General features: G+C 57.8%; 15 protein-coding genes. 5 read left to right on the top strand and 10 right to left on the bottom strand.

Annotated elements, in window-relative coordinates; translation table 11 throughout:
- Positions 1-7: 7 nt before the first annotated feature.
- Positions 8-532: a component of SufBCD complex gene (locus GOV91_RS02970; protein WP_171179990.1), complete on the bottom strand. Its 525-nt coding sequence runs from the start codon at positions 530-532 to the stop codon at positions 8-10.
- Positions 533-651: 119 nt separating this feature from the next.
- Here GOV91_RS02970 and hemB point away from each other — a divergent pair, with 119 nt between their 5' ends.
- From hemB to GOV91_RS02990, 4 genes are all read left to right on the top strand, one after another.
- Entirely contained in the window at positions 652-1,650 is a 999-nt protein-coding gene (hemB, locus tag GOV91_RS02975) for a porphobilinogen synthase (RefSeq protein ID WP_171234375.1), read from the top strand.
- A gap of 145 nt (positions 1,651-1,795) precedes the next feature.
- Positions 1,796-2,371 (top strand): YSC84-related protein, encoded by a 576-nt coding sequence (locus GOV91_RS02980; RefSeq protein WP_171234376.1) that lies wholly within the window; start codon positions 1,796-1,798, stop codon positions 2,369-2,371.
- Positions 2,372-2,541: 170 nt separating this feature from the next.
- Positions 2,542-5,004 carry a penicillin acylase family protein gene (locus GOV91_RS02985; RefSeq protein ID WP_171234377.1) on the top strand — a complete coding sequence of 821 codons (2,463 nt, stop codon included), beginning with the start codon at positions 2,542-2,544 and terminating at the stop codon, positions 5,002-5,004.
- Between the two features lie 110 nt (positions 5,005-5,114).
- Complete coding sequence (locus tag GOV91_RS02990; RefSeq protein WP_171234378.1) at positions 5,115-5,510, top strand: nuclear transport factor 2 family protein; 396 nt, start codon at positions 5,115-5,117, stop codon at positions 5,508-5,510.
- 1 nt (position 5,511) lies between these two features.
- Here GOV91_RS02990 and GOV91_RS02995 read toward each other — a convergent pair whose 3' ends face one another.
- The 5 genes from GOV91_RS02995 to trkA all read right to left on the bottom strand — a co-directional run bounded on the left by GOV91_RS02995 (position 5,512) and on the right by trkA (position 10,397).
- A complete protein-coding gene (locus GOV91_RS02995; RefSeq protein ID WP_171234379.1) occupies positions 5,512-5,820 on the bottom strand; it encodes a putative quinol monooxygenase in 309 nt (102 codons plus the stop codon).
- Between the two features lie 20 nt (positions 5,821-5,840).
- The gene (gene hflX, locus GOV91_RS03000) at positions 5,841-7,112 is read right to left on the bottom strand and encodes a GTPase HflX (protein WP_171234380.1); all 1,272 of its coding nucleotides are present in this window, start codon (positions 7,110-7,112) and stop codon (positions 5,841-5,843) included.
- Complete coding sequence (gene hfq / locus GOV91_RS03005; RefSeq protein WP_005982826.1) at positions 7,112-7,351, bottom strand: RNA chaperone Hfq; 240 nt, start codon at positions 7,349-7,351, stop codon at positions 7,112-7,114. The genes hflX and hfq overlap by 1 nt, the downstream gene beginning before the upstream one ends.
- Positions 7,352-7,482: 131 nt before the next feature.
- Positions 7,483-9,021 (bottom strand): TrkH family potassium uptake protein, encoded by a 1,539-nt coding sequence (locus tag GOV91_RS03010; protein WP_171234381.1) that lies wholly within the window; start codon positions 9,019-9,021, stop codon positions 7,483-7,485.
- On the bottom strand, positions 9,021-10,397 hold the full coding sequence (gene trkA / locus GOV91_RS03015) for a Trk system potassium transporter TrkA (protein ID WP_171179974.1): 1,377 nt from the start codon (positions 10,395-10,397) through the stop codon (positions 9,021-9,023). The genes GOV91_RS03010 and trkA overlap by 1 nt, the downstream gene beginning before the upstream one ends.
- Before the next feature lie 96 nt (positions 10,398-10,493).
- On the opposite strand from trkA, the gene GOV91_RS03020 reads away from it, so the two are divergent.
- Entirely contained in the window at positions 10,494-10,976 is a 483-nt protein-coding gene (locus GOV91_RS03020) for a hypothetical protein (RefSeq protein WP_171179972.1), read from the top strand.
- Here GOV91_RS03020 and GOV91_RS03025 read toward each other — a convergent pair.
- Genes GOV91_RS03025 through GOV91_RS03040 form a run of 4 tightly spaced genes read right to left on the bottom strand, consistent with a single transcriptional unit; the run spans position 10,968 to position 16,457 of the window.
- Positions 10,968-12,008: an MFS transporter gene (locus GOV91_RS03025; RefSeq protein WP_171234382.1), complete on the bottom strand. Its 1,041-nt coding sequence runs from the start codon at positions 12,006-12,008 to the stop codon at positions 10,968-10,970. The two genes, GOV91_RS03020 and GOV91_RS03025, sit on opposite strands and share 9 nt — an antisense overlap.
- 34 nt (positions 12,009-12,042) lie before the next feature.
- Positions 12,043-12,762 carry a helix-turn-helix domain-containing protein gene (locus tag GOV91_RS03030; RefSeq protein WP_171234383.1) on the bottom strand — a complete coding sequence of 240 codons (720 nt, stop codon included), beginning with the start codon at positions 12,760-12,762 and terminating at the stop codon, positions 12,043-12,045.
- A 24-nt stretch (positions 12,763-12,786) separates the two neighbouring features.
- Entirely contained in the window at positions 12,787-14,196 is a 1,410-nt protein-coding gene (locus tag GOV91_RS03035) for a sigma-54 dependent transcriptional regulator (RefSeq protein WP_171090357.1), read from the bottom strand.
- Positions 14,193-16,457, bottom strand: coding sequence for a PAS domain-containing sensor histidine kinase (locus tag GOV91_RS03040; RefSeq protein WP_171234576.1), 2,265 nt, complete (start codon positions 16,455-16,457; stop codon positions 14,193-14,195). The genes GOV91_RS03035 and GOV91_RS03040 overlap by 4 nt, the downstream gene beginning before the upstream one ends.
- Between the last annotated feature and the right edge of the window lie 88 nt (positions 16,458-16,545).

Genomic DNA, 16,545 nt, shown 5'->3' on the forward strand with positions numbered 1-16,545 from the left:
GATTTTTCTACCCAAGAACGCCAATCGAGATGTTCTGATACATGCCCCAGAAAGAAGTGACCAGTATCGAGATCATGCCGATGATCTGCGTGTACAGCCTGCAGCGTGAAATGGTCTTGGAAACAGTTTCCAGCGTCAGTTCCTGCCGGCGCAGACGTCTTGCTTGCGATATGTTCACCAGCAACACCAAAGTCATTGGAAACGCCAACAAAAACACCGCCTGTGCAAACTCTACGTCATAGTAGAAACCCAGCATGGCCAAACCCGTGAGCATAAAGCACGCAAGCGCCAGAAGGATGGCACCCGACATATCTACGATCAGCAAAATCCGGTTCGTGTGGATGCGCACAATGTCCAGAAGGTCGATTTCAACCTGCCCGCCAATCCGACGCGCACGAACAACCAAATCATACGGAATGCCCATCACCCAATGACTGGCAGATGACCAAAATACCGCCAGCACAATCCAATACCACAGATTCGAAAAGCTGCGCATGTCAATGAGTTCAAAGATCGAAGAGTACCAGTCCAAACCCAACCCTTTATTCAAACCACTCAGGGGGGTTCATCGCGGTGGCGCGTCCATTGATACCCTTGAGACCTTTGTGAATTCATGCCACCCAATGCACGAATGTTCAAGGAGAACGCGCCATGAAACCGACTATTGCCCCCTACCCTATGACCCGCTTTCGGCGGGCGCGTCAGTCTGAGGCAATTCGCGGGCTGGTGCGAGAGAACACGCTGACCACGGATGACCTGATCTGGCCGGTCTTTGTGCGCGATGGCGACGAAATTGAAGAACCGGTGCCCTCGATGCCGGGTGTGGTGCGCCGGTCGGTTGACTTGATTGCCAAGGCTGCGGTCGAAGCCCAAGCGCTTGGGATACCTGCGATTTGCATCTTTCCCTACACAGATTCCGCACTGAAGACCGAAGACTGCGCCGAAGCCTGGAACCCGGACAACCTGTCCAATCGCGCCATCCGCGCAATCAAAGCTGCTGCCCCCGACATCGCCGTGATGACCGATGTTGCGCTGGACCCCTACAACATCAATGGCCATGACGGGTACGTTGTCGACGGTAAGATTGTCAACGATCAGACCGTAGAGGCATTGGTCAAAATGACTCTCGCTCAGGCCGAAGCCGGTGCTGACATCATCGGCCCATCAGACATGATGGACGGTCGGATCGGAGAAATGCGCCGTGCGCTGGAAGGTGCAGGCCATCACAACGTAATGATCCTTAGCTATGCCGCAAAATATGCCAGTGCCTTTTACGGGCCTTTCCGAGATGCCGTTGGGGCCTCGGGCGCGCTGACGGGTGACAAGAAGACCTATCAGATGGACCCGGCCAATTCGGACGAGGCTCTACGTTTGATCGAGCGTGACCTGTCTGAGGGCGCGGACATGGTGATGATCAAGCCCGGCATGCCTTATCTGGACATCTGCCGCCGTGTGAAAGACGGCTTCGGCGCGCCGACATATGCTTACCAGGTATCCGGTGAATACGCGATGATTCAGGCGGCCGCGCAGAATGGCTGGATTGATGGAGAGAAGGTGATGCTGGAAAGCTTGCTGGCCTTCAAGCGGGCCGGATGCGATGGAATTCTGACCTATTTCTCGCCGCAGGTTGCGCGCATCCTTCAGGGCTAAAACCCCAAGGACTCGCAATTTTTCGCCGACGAACTGGCGTTGGCGAGCAGCTTTCCCGTGACACATGGGGCCAATCGGCGTATCCTTGCCCACAAGATCGGGTTCACCCGACAACATCAGGCACAGTTACAGAGATATAAAAACCATGAGCAGTTCCCCTTCCCCCCGACTGAGCCGTCGCGGCTTTGCCTTTGGCATGGCAGGTCTGACCCTGACGGCTGCCTGCGGCAACGGCGTCGGCAATTCGAACGCGGCAACAATCGACGCCCGCGTGGACGCCACGCTGACCGAGATGTACGCGAAATATCCCAACACGGTTGAGATTGCGAACAAAGCCAACGGTATGTTGGTCATGCCCCTGATAACTGACGCCGGGTTGATCATTTTTGGCGGTGCCTACGGGCAAGGCGCGCTGCGCATCAACGGGGCGACGGTCGATTACTATTCCGCAATTTCCGGAACCGCCGGCCTGCAATTTGGTGCGCAGCAATATGCGCATGTCCTGTTCTTTATGACCGAAGATGCGCTGAACGATTTCCGCCGTTCCAGCGGATGGACAGCCGGCGCCGATATTGGCTATGTAGTTGACTCAACTGGGAATTCTTTGTCCACGGACACAACTACACTGCGTACACCAGTGCTGGCGGCGGTCTTTGGTCAGGCCGGTCTGAAATTCGGCGCGACCATCGAAGGCACGAAGTACACGCGCATTATTCCATAACCCAAATTACCACTTCCCCCACACATGGCACCCGTCGCAGCACGACACTGCGGCGGGGCAATTATTTAAAAGCGTTTCCAAGCAGGTTCTTGCCGCGTTCCTCTTTCGGTCAGACCGACCATCCTCTAATCTCTGCGCAACCTTATTCCAAAAGATAATATGGGGCAGTAATGGGTCTTGTTTTCCGCTGGCTGGTGCGCATCGCGTCGGGTCTGATTATTCTGATCCTCGCCGCGATAGGCCTTGTCTATTTCCTGGCAAGCCAGTCGCTGCCGGATTACGACCAGACCCTTGAAGTTGATGGTCTTACCGCCCCTGTCGAGATCGTTCGCGACACCGCCAACGTGCCGCATATTCTGGGCCAAACCGATCCGGATGTGTTCTTTGGACTGGGATATGCCCACGCACAAGACCGGCTGTGGCAAATGACTGTGATGCGCAGGACTGCGCAAGGCCGTTTGTCCGAAGTCTTCGGGACACGCACGCTGCGCATCGACAAGTTGCTGCGGCGGCTGGATCTCTATGGCCTCGCCCATCGCTCGGTCGAGTTGCAGGATGACTACACCAAAGCCGCCTTGCGGGCTTATGCCGCCGGGGTCAATGCAAGGCTGACCGAAATCAATGAGGAGGCTTTGGGTCGCGGTGCGCCGGAAATGTTCCTGTTCAACGCCCCCGTCTCGCCCTGGCAACCGGGCGACAGCATTGCGGTCATCAAGCTGATGGCTTTGCAACTTTCAGGCCACCTGAGTGATGAGGTTCTGCGCGCCCGCACCTCTTTGATATTGAACAACCCCGAGCGTCTGGCCGACATCCTGCCTGACGTCCCCGGTCCTGGCATCGCGGCCCTTCCGGAATATGCGTCCCTGTTTCCCAATCTGCCGCGCTACGCCGCCGGTACTGAAATACCCGAAACACCTCTCTCACCGCTTCCCAAACGCGGCTTGGCCGGAGCGTCCAATGCTTGGACCGCCGCCCCATCTCGCTCGGCAAGTGGAGGCACTTTGCTGGCAAACGACCCGCATCTGGGTTTCACAGCCCCCGGTGTGTGGTATCTGGCCCATCTTGATCTTGAAAAAGGTGGTGTGATCGGAGCCTCTATACCCGGTGTTCCTGCCATTATGACCGGGCGCAGTGACAGGTTGGGATGGGGGCTGACCTCATCTTATCTGGATGATCAGGACCTGCACATAGAACAACTGAACCCGGACAACCCAGAGGAATACCTGACCCCGGACGGCTACAAAGAATTTCTGACCCGCCCATCGATCATCGCCATCAAGGACGAGGCACCAGTCACACTAACGCTGCGTTGGACAGACAACGGCCCGGTGCTGCCCGGCACGGACTACAAGCTTGAGACAATCACTCCACCCGGCCATGTGGCGTCGTTATCCTGGACTGCGCTGAGCCCCCGTGACACGTCAATGACCGCATCCATGGCCCTGATGAATTCCGACAATGTGCAACAGGCCATTCAGGCGGGCGAGCAATACATTGCCCCGTCACAGAACCTGTCGCTGGTTGACCGGACCACCATCGGAATGAAGTTGATCGGTGCCATGCCGCAGCGCGATTTGCAAAACCAAAGCCGTGGGCGCATTCCAAGCCCCGGCTGGATTGAAACAAACCGCTGGCAGGGTCGGTTGCCCTATACGGACAATCCCGAATTCGTCGCCCCGGTTGGCGGTATTCTGGGCAATACGAACAACAAGATTATCGACCGTCCTTTCCCCAACCATGTTTCTTACGAATGGGGGGATACACAGCGGGTACATCGGTGGGATCGCCTGATGCAATCGCGTGAGGTGCATACCCGCGACAGCTTTATCGAAGCGCAGCTTGATACCGTTAGTTTTACGGCACGGTCCCTGTTGCCACTGATCGGCGCGGATTTGTGGTTCACCGGTGCGTCTGCGCCCGAGGGCACGCCGGAACGACAACGCCAGATCGCCTTGTCGCTGTTAGCGGATTGGAACGGTGAGATGAACGAACACCTGCCCGAGCCATTGATCTATGCGGCATGGTTACGCGCTCTCCAAATCCGCCTGATCGCGGACGAACTGGGACCACTCGCCAGCGAATACAAACACGTGGAACCGTTGTTTATCGAGCGCGTTTATCGCGACATCGACGGAGCAAGCGTCTGGTGCGATGTACGACAAAGCGCCCCGGTTGAAACGTGCACCGAAATGGCCCGACTGGCGCTGGACGACGCCCTGATCTGGATTTCTGAGCGCTACGGCAGCGCGTTGGAATCCCTGCGCTGGGGCGATGCGCATCAAGCCACGCATGATCACCCGGTCCTGGGCGACGTTCCTGTCCTGCGCTATTTCGTGAACATCCGCCAATCGACCAGCGGTGGCGACAATACGCTGCTGCGCGGGCGCACGTCAGGCGAAGGCCCGGATCCGTTCCAGAATGTGCACGGTGCCGGGTATCGCGGGGTGTACGATTTTGCTGATCCCAACAGCTCGGTCTTTATCACTGCGACCGGTCAATCGGGGCACTTCCTGTCGCGCTACTACGACGATCAGGCACAGCTTTGGCGGCGTGGCGAGTATATCCCGATGTCATTGGACCTTGATCTGGCCCGCGCTGCAGCGGTTGGCGTGACTAATCTGATCCCGCGATAATCCGCCTAGTCGGCAACTCCTCGCCCCGGTTTCTGGGGCGTCGTGGCACCTTGGACTTTTTTCGCCTATGATCATTCCACCGATTATGTGGGACCAAAGGGGGGCCGAATATGGCCAGTATTCGGGATACATTGAACAATCTCGCGCGGGATTACGCAATTGCCTGGAGTTCCGGTGACCCCGATGCAGTTGCCGGTTTCTTTGCACCTGATGGACAAATCACGATCAATCGGGGCGACCCCATAGAAGGGCGCGCAGCGATTGCCGATATGGCTCGTGGCTTTTACGCCGACTTTCCTGATCTAGAGGTCCGCTGCGATATGATGCGATGGGCCGGATCTCACGCTATTTTTGTTTGGACTCTAGAGGGGAACCACGCCGAAACCGGCAATCACGTTGTGGCACGCGGCTGGGAAGAGTGGGAATTGACGTCAGACTATCTTGTAAAGTCTTCGCTGGGCTGGTTCGACGCAGATGACTATCAACGGCAGATTGACGGCAAATAGCTTAACGTGTCCGATCCGCAGCTGTTTCTATCGTGTAGTTCCTGGGTATTCCCTGCGTGACCTGAAACCAGTCTGACGCCTTGGTTCGCACCTGATGGGCGTCAAAGCCCGCTTGCGTTGCAAACACTTCCGACACAATGAACCGCCCCGGCGTTGCCTGATCTTCCACAACATCGAAAGACATACAGCCCTCTTCCGCGCGTGTAAGAGCAATATGGAGCGGCAAAGCTGCCCGCACGTCTTCAAGCCGGTCCTGCGGTACATCGATAAGGCCGTTCAAGAACACTCTTTGATCTGAATTTTCCGTCATAGCTGACCTTTCCACCTTGTTCAAAGCGACGCAAACTGCGCGGCTTGTTTGTCTGTCCACAAAACGGTCAGGCGGAACCCTTCTTCGGTTTGATCCTCACCCTGGACAACGTCCTGACGGAACAGCCACGCCCGCTTGTCCCCCTCGGCATAAGACAGGTCCAAGACAACCTCGTGCCGTGCACCCTGAAGCAGTGTGGCGATCTCGGCCAACAGCGGGTTAACGCCTTCGCCCGTTACTGCCGAGATTGAGAATATCGCCGGGTCCCGTTCAGCCCGAGCCAAGGCAGCGTCCTTGTCCTCGGGGCTGAGCAGGTCAATCTTGTTCCAAACTTCAAGCCGTGGACGTTCTTCATCGACACCCAATGAGGTCAGGATAGTCTCAACCTCCTGGGCCTGCGCATCCGTTTCTTCGTGACTGATGTCACGCACATGAACGATCAGGTCCGCGCCAAGCACTTCCTCGAGGGTTGCGCGGAAGGCCGCCACAAGCTCGGTCGGCAAATTCGAGATAAAGCCCACCGTGTCCGACAGGATCACCTCAGGGCCGTCAGGAAGCTGGACGCGACGCATGGTTGGGTCCAGCGTGGCAAACAGCATGTCCTTGGCCATCACTTCGGCCCCGGTCAGACGGTTGAACAGCGTTGACTTGCCCGCGTTTGTATACCCCACAAGGGCAACGATTGGATACGGCACCTTGGCGCGCGCAGCCCGGTGCAGGGTACGGGTCTTGACGACTTTCTGCAGCTGACGCCGTAGTCTGACCAATTGCTCGTCAATGGCGCGGCGGTCGGCTTCGATCTGGGTTTCACCAGGTCCGCCAACGAATCCCAGCCCGCCGCGTTGCCGTTCTAGGTGAGTCCACGCCCGCACCAATCGCGTGCGTTGATAGCTGAGAGCCGCCATCTCGACCTGCAACACCCCTTCACGGGTGCGGGCGCGATCGCTGAAAATTTCAAGGATCAGCCCGGTTCGGTCGAGTATCTTGACCTTCCACGCCTTTTCCAGATTGCGTTGCTGCACGGGCGTGACCGGCCCGTCGATCAAAACCAACTCGATTTCACTGTCATGCAACCGTTCGGCCAGTTCCTCAATCTTGCCACTGCCGAACAAAAGCCCCGGTTGGGCACGTTGCAGGCGCACAATCTCGGACCCAATCACATCCAGATCGGGTAGTGCAGCGGCCAGTGCAACCGCCTCAGCCAGCGCCGGTTCGGGAACACGGCGCTGTTCATCTGATTTGATTTCGGGATGCAGCACCCAGGCTCGGGTGCGCCTCCGGTCATGTTCCATCAAGAGGCGTCTTCGCCCTCATACAGATTGATCGGCTGTGATGGCATGATGGTCGAAATCGCGTGCTTATAGACCAACTGCGACTGTCCGTCGCGGCGCAACAATACGCAGAAATTGTCGAACCAGGTGATCACACCTTGCAGTTTCACGCCATTGATCAGGAAGATCGTTACCGGAACCTTAGCTTTCCGTACATTGTTCAGGAAGGCATCCTGAAGATTCTGTCTGTCCGAAGCCATATTTTTATAATCTCGCCATTGTTCTTGCTACGCGCTGCGGACCAACGCGCTCCCTCCGGGCGAGTATGGAGTGCCGCGCAGAGATATTCCAGATGAAAAATAAGGCGGTAACGTTGGCTGGGCGTTGTGGTTCAATCCCGCCACAGCGACGGTGTGATCAATGCAATAATGGCAAGCGTTTCCAGACGACCAATCACCATCGCTGCACAGAGCGTAAGTTTTGCCCCTGCGGACAAATCAATCAGCCGGATCGGGACATCCGTCGCCAGCTCGATCAATGGACCTGTCGTCGTCAGGGTGGCAACGCTCAGCACCATTGCCTGTTCAAATCCGGCCCCCATCGCCGCCAGCAAAAGATTGAACACCCCCAGCGTCAGAGCGAAAAGCATCAAAAAGATCCAGGCGATAAAGGCTCCGTCGCTCTGAATACGCCGGTTGCCGCCCCCGACACCGCTGACGGATGAGGGATAGATCAATCGGTCGATCTCGCGCGCACCGTTCAGGTACAACGCAAAAACCCGCAACAGCTTGACGCCTCCGGCCGTGGTGGCGACCCCACCGCCAATCAGCGCAAGTCCCATCAGCAACAACCCCGGCGTGCCAAGACCCGACAATTGCTGCGCATCGTTCCAGTTCGCACTTTCGAACCCGGCAGTGGTCAGGAAGGCCAGCACGGTGAACAGCATACCCCAAATCACCTGCAACGCCTGAAGTGGAGCGATTTGCCCACCGATCTCGGTGACGCCGGCCACCACCCGGAAAAACAATAAAAGTGCAACCGCCAGAACGATCATCAGGCCGATGCGAAACTCGGGGTCTCTGTCCAAACGAGAAAACCCTGTGGCGGCAGTATCGGTCGAGAAAGTCAGGCGCGAAAGGGCAAAGAACAGGAACAAAAATAGGATCGCTTCACCGGTAAACCCGGCCTGCGCCCCCTCCATACCACCAACCGGAGAGATACCGGACGTGGCCATCACCGACATTGCGTGGCAAACGGCGGTCAAACCGGCCTCGCCCGCGATCATCAGAAGAACCCAGATCACTACAGTCAGCCCGGCGTATACCGGTGCCAGCGCCCGCGCTACACGCAGCAAACGGCCGCGCGGGTCCACGCGTTCGCTTTGCGCAACACCTGACACCGGCCGACCGGGCTGCCCCTTGGCTGTTACCTCGAACCCGCCAAGGGACAGCGGCGCCAGAATCGCAGCGGCCGCAATCCACATCAGCAAGCCACCCATCCAACCGACCAGCGCACGCCAAAGGTGCAGCGGCGCGCTTAGCCGGTTGTAGTCAGGAAACAGATCAGCCCCGGTCGTTGTAAGCGCGCTGACCATATCGAAATAGGCGTTCAGAAATGTGGTCGTGCCAAGCGCATCATGGAGCGGTATCGCCAGAAAGATCGGCAGGATGGTGAAACAGCCCAGCATCACCGCTAACTGCCCCAAAGTCCCCCGCCGTGGAATGCGATTGGACGAGGCCATTGCAATTATTGCGACCAGAAACAGGCCCAGAAGGCCCGAGTAAAGAAAGGACCGCGATGTATCGTGATCATCCAGCACCAGAGCATAGACTGCCGGAATCCACATGGCCAGCGACACGATAGCCCAGATCAGCAGGAACAACGGTAAACGCCGCAGAATCCCAACCTGTTGTGTCCCTGCGCGCACCATCAGAAGAAATCGATTGAGACCTGCATCAGACGTTCTACCTCGGGCACGTCCTTGGCCATGGCAAAGATTGCGACCACGTCCTTTTCATCAATCCGCAGACTGCCCGTCGGACGCAGAACCTCGTCTCCTTTGCGCACGGCACCAACCAGCACACCCTCGGGGAAATCGATATCGCGCAGTTTCTGCCCCGCCATCGGAGAGGTCGACAGAACCTCGGCCTCGATCACCTCGGCCTCGGCGTCACCGATGGAATAGACCTGTCTAACACGCCCATGCCGGATATGGCGCAGGATCGAGCTGACGGTGGTAGCGCGCGGGTTAATATAAGCATCAATGCCCAACGGTCCCATAAGGGCAACCATGCTGGGATCGTTGATCAGCGCAATCGCAAGCGCACAGCCTTCGGCCTTGGCACGCACGGCAGCCAGCATGTTCGTGCGGTCGTCATCCGTGACGGCCAGCATCGCGTCGGCCCGGTCGATCCCGGCCTCGCTCAGCAAGCCGGAATCCAAACCGTCCCCATGCAAAACAATCGTCCGCTCCAGCGCTTCGGCGGCGATCTCGGCGCATTGGCGGTCGCGTTCGATGACCTTTGCGCGCACGCGGCTTTCGCGCTCCTCCAGCGTTCTGGCCACCTCCAAACCGACATTGCCGCCGCCAACGATCACAACCCGATCCTGTCGCTTTTGGGCTTTTCCGAACACTTCCATGGTGCGGTTCACGTCGTTCACATTGGTAAAGACGTAACACTCGTCGCCTACGAACAGCTGATCCTCGGATTCAGGCGCGAACAGCGTACCCTCGCGCCGAACACCAACCACAATCGAACTGAGCGTGGAAAACAGATCAGTCAGTTGCCGGAGCGGCGTATTCACAATCGGGCAATCCTCTTCCACCCTGATGCCCAGTAGCTGCGCCTTGCCATCCATGAAAATCTCGGTGTCAAAGGCCGACGGCGCCGACAGGCGACGCATCGCTGCAGCAGCCACTTCGCGTTCGGGGCTGATCACCACATCGATGGGCAAGTGATCGCGGCGGTAAAGGTCCGAATGAATGGCTTCCAGATAGGACTTCGAGCGCAAGCGCGCGATCTTACGCTGGATCGAGAACACCGAATGCGCCATCTGACAGGTAACCATGTTCACCTCGTCAGAATGGGTCGCAGCAATTATCATATCGGCGTCGCGGGCCCCTGCCCGTTCCAGCACGTCAGGATAGCTTGCAAACCCTGCAATGCCCTGCACATCCAGCGTTTCCGTCGCCCGGCGCACGAGATCGGGATTGTTGTCCACGACCGTTACGTCATTCAGTTCGCCCGAAAGGTGCCGCGCAATCTGCCAGCCAACCTGACCCGCGCCGCATATGATGACCTTCATGTTTCTGGCCCTTCTGCCTGAAAGGATTGAATGACAGATGCCCCCAAAGCGGTCAATTGAATTGTCATCTCTGTGCGGCTGCGGCAAGATAAGCATATGAAAACGCTGTTTCCTATGCTTGCAACCCTAATGGTGCTGTCCTCATGCGGCGGGCCGCTTTCGCTTTATTACCGCGAAGGTGCAACCGTTTCCCGCCTGCAACAAGAGACGACACAGTGCCAGCTTAAGGCGGTACAAGAAGTGCCGGTTGCCAATCAAATCCGCCAGAGCCCGCCAACATACTGGCCCGGGCGCACCTATTGCGACGGTCGGGGACGGTGTTACCAGTCCCCGGGATGGTGGCAGCCCGGTCGGGTCTATACCGTGGATGTGAACCAGGGCCTGCGCAACACGGTCGAGGCGCAGTGCATGGCGCAAAAAGGGTTCCGCCCAGTCAGCCTGCCGCCCTGCAAGCAAAACGTAAAATCAAGCGTACCTGCAACGCGCACAACAACATTGCCGCCGCTTACAACGCAATCGTGTTTTGTAAAATTCGATGACGGGTCTTTTCAGATCATTTCGCCTGGTCAGTCAGGCTGAGTTGGTTTGTGCTGCGCGCTGGCGGGCCAGCGCGGTATGCGCAAGGATCGCGATCGCATAAATTCCGATTATACTCAGCAGCATCCCGGCCTCATCCACGCGCCACAAAACCGCCAGCAGAACCGGTGTGCCCAGCAAGTTTCCCGCGTTGCCCATCTGCGCCATGGCCCCATAGCTAAGCGCCTGCGCCTCGGCCGTTTGGTTCAGGATCGGTACTGCAGCAAAGCTGCCCCCCTGTACGAGTCCCAAAACGGCAAACAGGAAAACGCACACGAACTCCAACGGCAGGCCAAGGAAGGCCCCGGAAATGGAAAAAATGCCCAGCCCGAACCCCAGATTGATCACCGCGACACAGGGCATCACATTCAATAGGACAGGAACAGCTATCCAACTCAGGACAATTCCTGCCAGCGGCATCAACCCGGCGACATGCGCGCTGATGTCTTCCGGCAACCGCCCCGGCAGAATGGCCAGCAAAGACACAAAGGTCAGCGTATAAAAGAACCACCCCACTGCCGGGGCTGACACGAATGGAGAGCGATAGGTGCGCAGATGAACGTTCAGCACTTCTGTCCACCGCCAGGGCTTGGTGTCAGAGGCAAATTGCACGCGCATCCGGCAGATCAGGATCACACCAGCTACCCCAAGCATCAAGAAACCATGCAGAAGGAAGAAAGTGGTCAGACCGAAAGAGGCGATCAGCGGCAGTCCGATCCACGCGTTCAGCGCGAATGCGGCGCCAAAGAACGTGCTCCAAAGGACCATCGCAATGTTGCGCGCTTTGCCGGTCGTGATCTGCGCGATCAGTGTGGGCGCAGCGACGACAATGGCCAGATGCGAAAGCCCTTCAACAAAGCGACTGGCCAGCATGATGTAAAATCCGGGCCATGTCGCCTGAAACACTGAAATCGCGCCACCGAGGCACAAGCCGAAGATCAAAAGCTTCATGGGCCCAACCCGCCCTACGATGGCACCGGACAAGGCCCCAAGCAAGGCTCCGATCAGGCTGATGATCGACAGCAACCATCCCATGGCTTCGGTGTGATCAGGATACAGTAAGACAAGTTCAGGAAACGGAACTGCAATTTTGCAAATTGCGTCGCCGCACCCAATCCGGCCAGCCAAAGAATGAGGACCTGAAATACCCGTAGCATTGGGCGCTTCTAACGTGCCGCGCCCGGTCGCGGAACGCATAAATTATGCGACCTAAGTGTCTGGAACCGCTGACCAGACGAACAGGCGTGCCGTCAGACAGATAGAGACGTTCCCAGATGATTTCGCCAGCGCTGATACGAATACGGTCATGGACAGCTTCGGACGTCAGGAACGACTTTGGCGCGGGCGTATGCATGTCCCACCATCCATCCGCATCGAGTTCGGCCTCGGCTGCCTGTATTTCCTCCGTTGCAAATTGCCACAGCGACACACCAAGCAAAGCGCTCTGGCTGGTTTTCCAATCGCGCGCCCGGCTAGCAGAATAGGCAAGACATCTGTGGCTGGCCTCTTCGACCAAATGCACACAATCTGACGAGCTCATGACCAACCGCCGCAATGCGCTGTCGTCAGCGCGGGTCGGACCAAGGGCCGCAAAGACGGCCTGTTGGGTCTCGGGCGGTGGTGTCTGACCGCCTCTTTCCCACCGCGAAACGGTCGCCTGATCCACCTGCAACAATTCAGCTAGATGAGCCTGCTTGAACCCAACCGACCGGCGCAGCCGTTTCAGGCGCTTTCCGAAACCTGGATAGCCGCGGGTTTCAAGCCGGTTCACTGCGTTTGAAGCCCTCATGGCCAGCCCAGCCGTCCCGGTGGATTACTCCGCCGGTTCCGGCTCATCGATTTGCGCAACACGTGCACCGGACTTGTTCGACGTCACGACACCCAGCGACTTCAGCTTGCGGTGCAACGCGCTGCGCTCCATCCCGACAAAGCTGGCCGTGCGGCTGATATTGCCGCCAAAGCGATTGATCTGGGTAAGCAGGTATTCGCGCTCGAACGCTTCGCGCGCCTCACGCAGTGGCAAGGTCGCCAGCGCACCCGACAGAACGACGCGGCCCGAATCTTCGGTCTTTTCCTCTTCGCTTGGCAGCTCGCGCGCTTCGATCGGGCCGGTTCCGTCGCCCAGGATCAGAACCCGTTCGATCAGGTTCTTAAGCTGTCGCACGTTGCCCGGCCACGTCATTGTCTGCAACAGGGCAACAGCCTCTTCCGAGAGTTCGCGGATCGGCAGACCTTGGGTTTCGTTGCACATTTCGATGAAATGCTGGGCCAGAACCGGAATATCCTCGCGGCGATCTTCAAGCGAGGGAACCGCAACAGGCACAACGTTCAAGCGGTGATACAGCTCTTCCCGGAAACGCTCAGCCGCGATTTCTTCGTCAAGATCCTTGTTGGTGGACGAGATAACCCGCAGATCCACGCGCACCTTGTCGGATCCGCCAACACGTTGAAACTGCTGATCCACCAATACCCGCAGGATCTTGGATTGCGTGCCCAAAGGCATGTCCGCCACTTCGTCAAAATAGACAACACCGCCATGGGCTTCTTCCAGCAATCCGGGCTCGACCCCGCGCTCAGCGGATTCGCGGCCAAACAAAACCTCTTCCACGCGCTCGGGCTCGATCCCTGCGCAGTTCACTGTCACAAAGGGCGCATTGGCACGGTTGGAATGGGCATGGATATAGCGCGCTGCGATTTCCTTGCCCGACCCGGCAGGACCGCTCAGCATCACGCGGCCATTTGACTTGGTCACTTTGTCCAGTTGACCCTGCATGGCCCGGAACGAGGCCGATTTGCCGATCATGTCCGAGTTGTTGACCTCTTTACGCTTCAGCGACGCGTTCTCGCGGCGCAGGCGAGACGTCTCCATCGCGCGGCGGATCACCACCATCAACTGGTCGATGTTGAACGGCTTTTCGATAAAGTCGTACGCGCCCTGCTTGATTGCGGCGACAGCGATTTCGATATTGCCGTGCCCGGAAATGATCACCACCGGCACATCCGGGTTGTCGCGTTTCACCGCTTTCAGAATGTCGATCCCATCCATGCGGCTGTCCTTCAGCCAGATATCAAGGATCAACAGCCCCGGCGGCTCGGAATTGATGGACGCCATGCACTCGTCCGAGTTGGCCGCCAGCCGGGTTGAATAGCCTTCGTCCTCCAGAATGTCGGACACCAGCTCGCGAATATCGCGCTCGTCATCTACGATCAGAATGTCACTCATCTTTGGCCTGCTTTCAGTTTGTTGGTTCTAATTGCCTGCTTCTGTGGCGCAACGGTCGAGGACGTATTGGCCCCCGGCAAACGGATTACGGCCATCGCGCCAAAATGGTCCTGTCCGTCAAAGACGGGCGCGTCCTCAAGCGTCAGCGCTCCGCCGTGTTCTTCGATGATTTTCTTGACGATGGGCAGGCCCAGCCCCGTCCCTTCGTCGCGTGTAGTCACATAGGGTTCAAACAGTCGCGCCCGATCCTCGGGCAGACCGATCCCGTTATCTGCAATCGTGATGACCGTACCGGAATCATCACTGGAAACTGCCACTTTTATTTGTGGCTTGAGATTATCCGGCGCCCCTTTTTCTTTAAGAGTACCAATCGCTTCTCCGGCGTTTTTAATGAGGTTTGTCAGGGCCTGATGCAACATCGTCGCATCCAGGTCGGCCATGATGGGTTGCTTCGGCAAATCCGCGTCAATCTGCACGTCCGGTTGCCCTGCCTGTTGCAAAACAACTGCTTCACGGACGAGTTCGACCACGTTTTCTTCGCGGCGCTCAGGCTCGGGCATCCGCGCAAATTTCGAGAACTCGTCCACGATACGGCGCAAATCGTTGGTCTGGCGCACAATGACACCTGTCATCGACTCGAGGCTTTCGCAATCCTCTTCGTCCAGCTTGCGCGCGAACTTGCGTTTGATGCGTTCGGCGCTCAGCTGAATCGGGGTTAATGGGTTCTTGATCTCATGTGCAATACGGCGGGCAACGTCGCCCCAGGCTGCCATCCGCTGCGCACTGACCAGATCGGTCACGTCATCAAAGGCAACCACATAGCCTTCCAGCCCCCCGTCTTCACCGCGCCGGATGGCCATGCGTACCAGAAGGTTTTCCAACCGACCCTTGCGGGTGACTTTGACCTCACCTTGGACAGCCTCCTGCCCGCTGTCTTTCAGGCTTTCGAACAGAGGGAGAAACTCTGGCACCGCGATGCCAATGGCCAGGTGCTCTTCTCCCCGCGACCAGTCCAGCAACCGTTCGGCCGAGCGGTTCACAAAGGTCACGCAGCCTTCGGGGTCAACGCCGACAACACCCGATGTGACCGAGCTGAGTACCGAGTCGAACAAGCGGCGGCGACTTTCGATTTGTTGTGTGTTTTCCAGCAGCGTGTCCCGCTGCCCTTTCAGTTGGCGGGTCATCTGGTTGAAATACCGGCCTAGCATGGCGATTTCGTCATCGCTGGCCTCTTCAATGACCTGAACGCTCAGGTCCCCGGCCCCGACCCTTTGGGCCGCCGTGGTCAAACGCCCCACCGGACGCGACAGGCGTTCGGCGAACCACATGCCCAAAGACATCGCAGCAAGGATCAGGATCAACGCAAAGCCCAGATAGAGCAGGCCAAATTCGAACAGCACCCTGCCCCGTTCGCTTTCGAGTTGTTGATAGAACTGCGCCGTTTCCTTGGTGTCATCCAGCAGGGTCAGCAACTGCCCATCCACTTCGCGGCTGACATAGAGGTAACGGTCCAGATAGGCTGTCAGAGGCACAAGCGCGCGGAATTCATTGTTTGGCCAATCAGCTATGATCAGCAGCCCTGTGTCAGTGGCCTCAGCCATCTGTTCCGAAGTGGGTGCTTCGTAGTTGAACAGATATGATCGATCGCCGCGCGATTTGATCTCGCCACTGCCGTCGATGACATAAGCTTCCCGCAATCCGCGTTGAATTTGGGCCTGCCCCTGCGCCAACACTTCGCGCAATTCGGCGTCCGAGATGTAGAAATCCAGCGAACGCGCATTGTCCAGATACCGCGCCAGCACCGAGGCGTCCTGAACCAACCCGCGGCGGTGTTCTTGTTCATACGCTTCTGCCGCTGTCAGGGACGATCCAACCACTTGCCGCACCCGGTCCGAGAACCAGCCCTCGAGGCCGATATTCACAGTGAGCCCGGCAAAAATCGCTACGGTTACGGTAGGCACCAGCGCCAGCAGAGTGAACGCCCCAATCAGGCGTAAGTGCAGACGCGAGCCAGCCGACTTTGCACGACGCGCAGCAATCAGGCTACCCACCTGCCCCAGCACCAGCGCAGCAACAACCAGAACGTAAACAAGATCGGCCAGAAGAATCAGGCGCAGGGTCGGTGCGGTCGAACCAAGGTCAAAAGGTCCGATCACAAGATAGGTGGCAAGCGCCAGCACTGGCCCTAAAAGGACCAGCCCAAAGGTGCCGAAGTTGCGCAGTTTTCGTGATTTACGCCATCGACTTATCGATGGGATCATCCCGCTCTGTGCTCGGGTTGCCACCGTCTGCCCTCATCCTGATGTGCCGCGTTCGCGGCTTACCGCCATATATCGTGATCTTTTCCCG

The organism is Ruegeria sp. HKCCA6837, assembly GCF_013034475.1.
Lineage (GTDB): Bacteria > Pseudomonadota > Alphaproteobacteria > Rhodobacterales > Rhodobacteraceae > Ruegeria.

Excerpts from the sequence above, each read along its gene's own strand:
- trkA (WP_171179974.1), bottom strand. The coding sequence starts at position 10,397 with ATGAAGGTCATCATATGCGGCGCGGGTCAGGTTGGCTGGCAGATTGCG.
- GOV91_RS02980 (WP_171234376.1), top strand. The coding sequence starts at position 1,796 with ATGAGCAGTTCCCCTTCCCCCCGACTGAGCCGTCGCGGCTTTGCCTTT.
- GOV91_RS03030 (WP_171234383.1), bottom strand. The coding sequence starts at position 12,762 with ATGAGGGCTTCAAACGCAGTGAACCGGCTTGAAACCCGCGGCTATCCA.
- GOV91_RS02985 (WP_171234377.1), top strand. The coding sequence starts at position 2,542 with ATGGGTCTTGTTTTCCGCTGGCTGGTGCGCATCGCGTCGGGTCTGATT.
- hflX (WP_171234380.1), bottom strand. The coding sequence starts at position 7,112 with ATGGAACATGACCGGAGGCGCACCCGAGCCTGGGTGCTGCATCCCGAA.
- GOV91_RS02995 (WP_171234379.1), bottom strand. The coding sequence starts at position 5,820 with ATGACGGAAAATTCAGATCAAAGAGTGTTCTTGAACGGCCTTATCGAT.
- GOV91_RS03040 (WP_171234576.1), bottom strand. The coding sequence starts at position 16,457 with ATGATCCCATCGATAAGTCGATGGCGTAAATCACGAAAACTGCGCAAC.
- GOV91_RS03020 (WP_171179972.1), top strand. The coding sequence starts at position 10,494 with ATGAAAACGCTGTTTCCTATGCTTGCAACCCTAATGGTGCTGTCCTCA.
- GOV91_RS03010 (WP_171234381.1), bottom strand. The coding sequence starts at position 9,021 with ATGGTGCGCGCAGGGACACAACAGGTTGGGATTCTGCGGCGTTTACCG.
- hemB (WP_171234375.1), top strand. The coding sequence starts at position 652 with ATGAAACCGACTATTGCCCCCTACCCTATGACCCGCTTTCGGCGGGCG.
- hfq (WP_005982826.1), bottom strand. The coding sequence starts at position 7,351 with ATGGCTTCGGACAGACAGAATCTTCAGGATGCCTTCCTGAACAATGTA.
- GOV91_RS03035 (WP_171090357.1), bottom strand. The coding sequence starts at position 14,196 with ATGAGTGACATTCTGATCGTAGATGACGAGCGCGATATTCGCGAGCTG.
- GOV91_RS02990 (WP_171234378.1), top strand. The coding sequence starts at position 5,115 with ATGGCCAGTATTCGGGATACATTGAACAATCTCGCGCGGGATTACGCA.
- GOV91_RS03025 (WP_171234382.1), bottom strand. The coding sequence starts at position 12,008 with ATGGGATGGTTGCTGTCGATCATCAGCCTGATCGGAGCCTTGCTTGGG.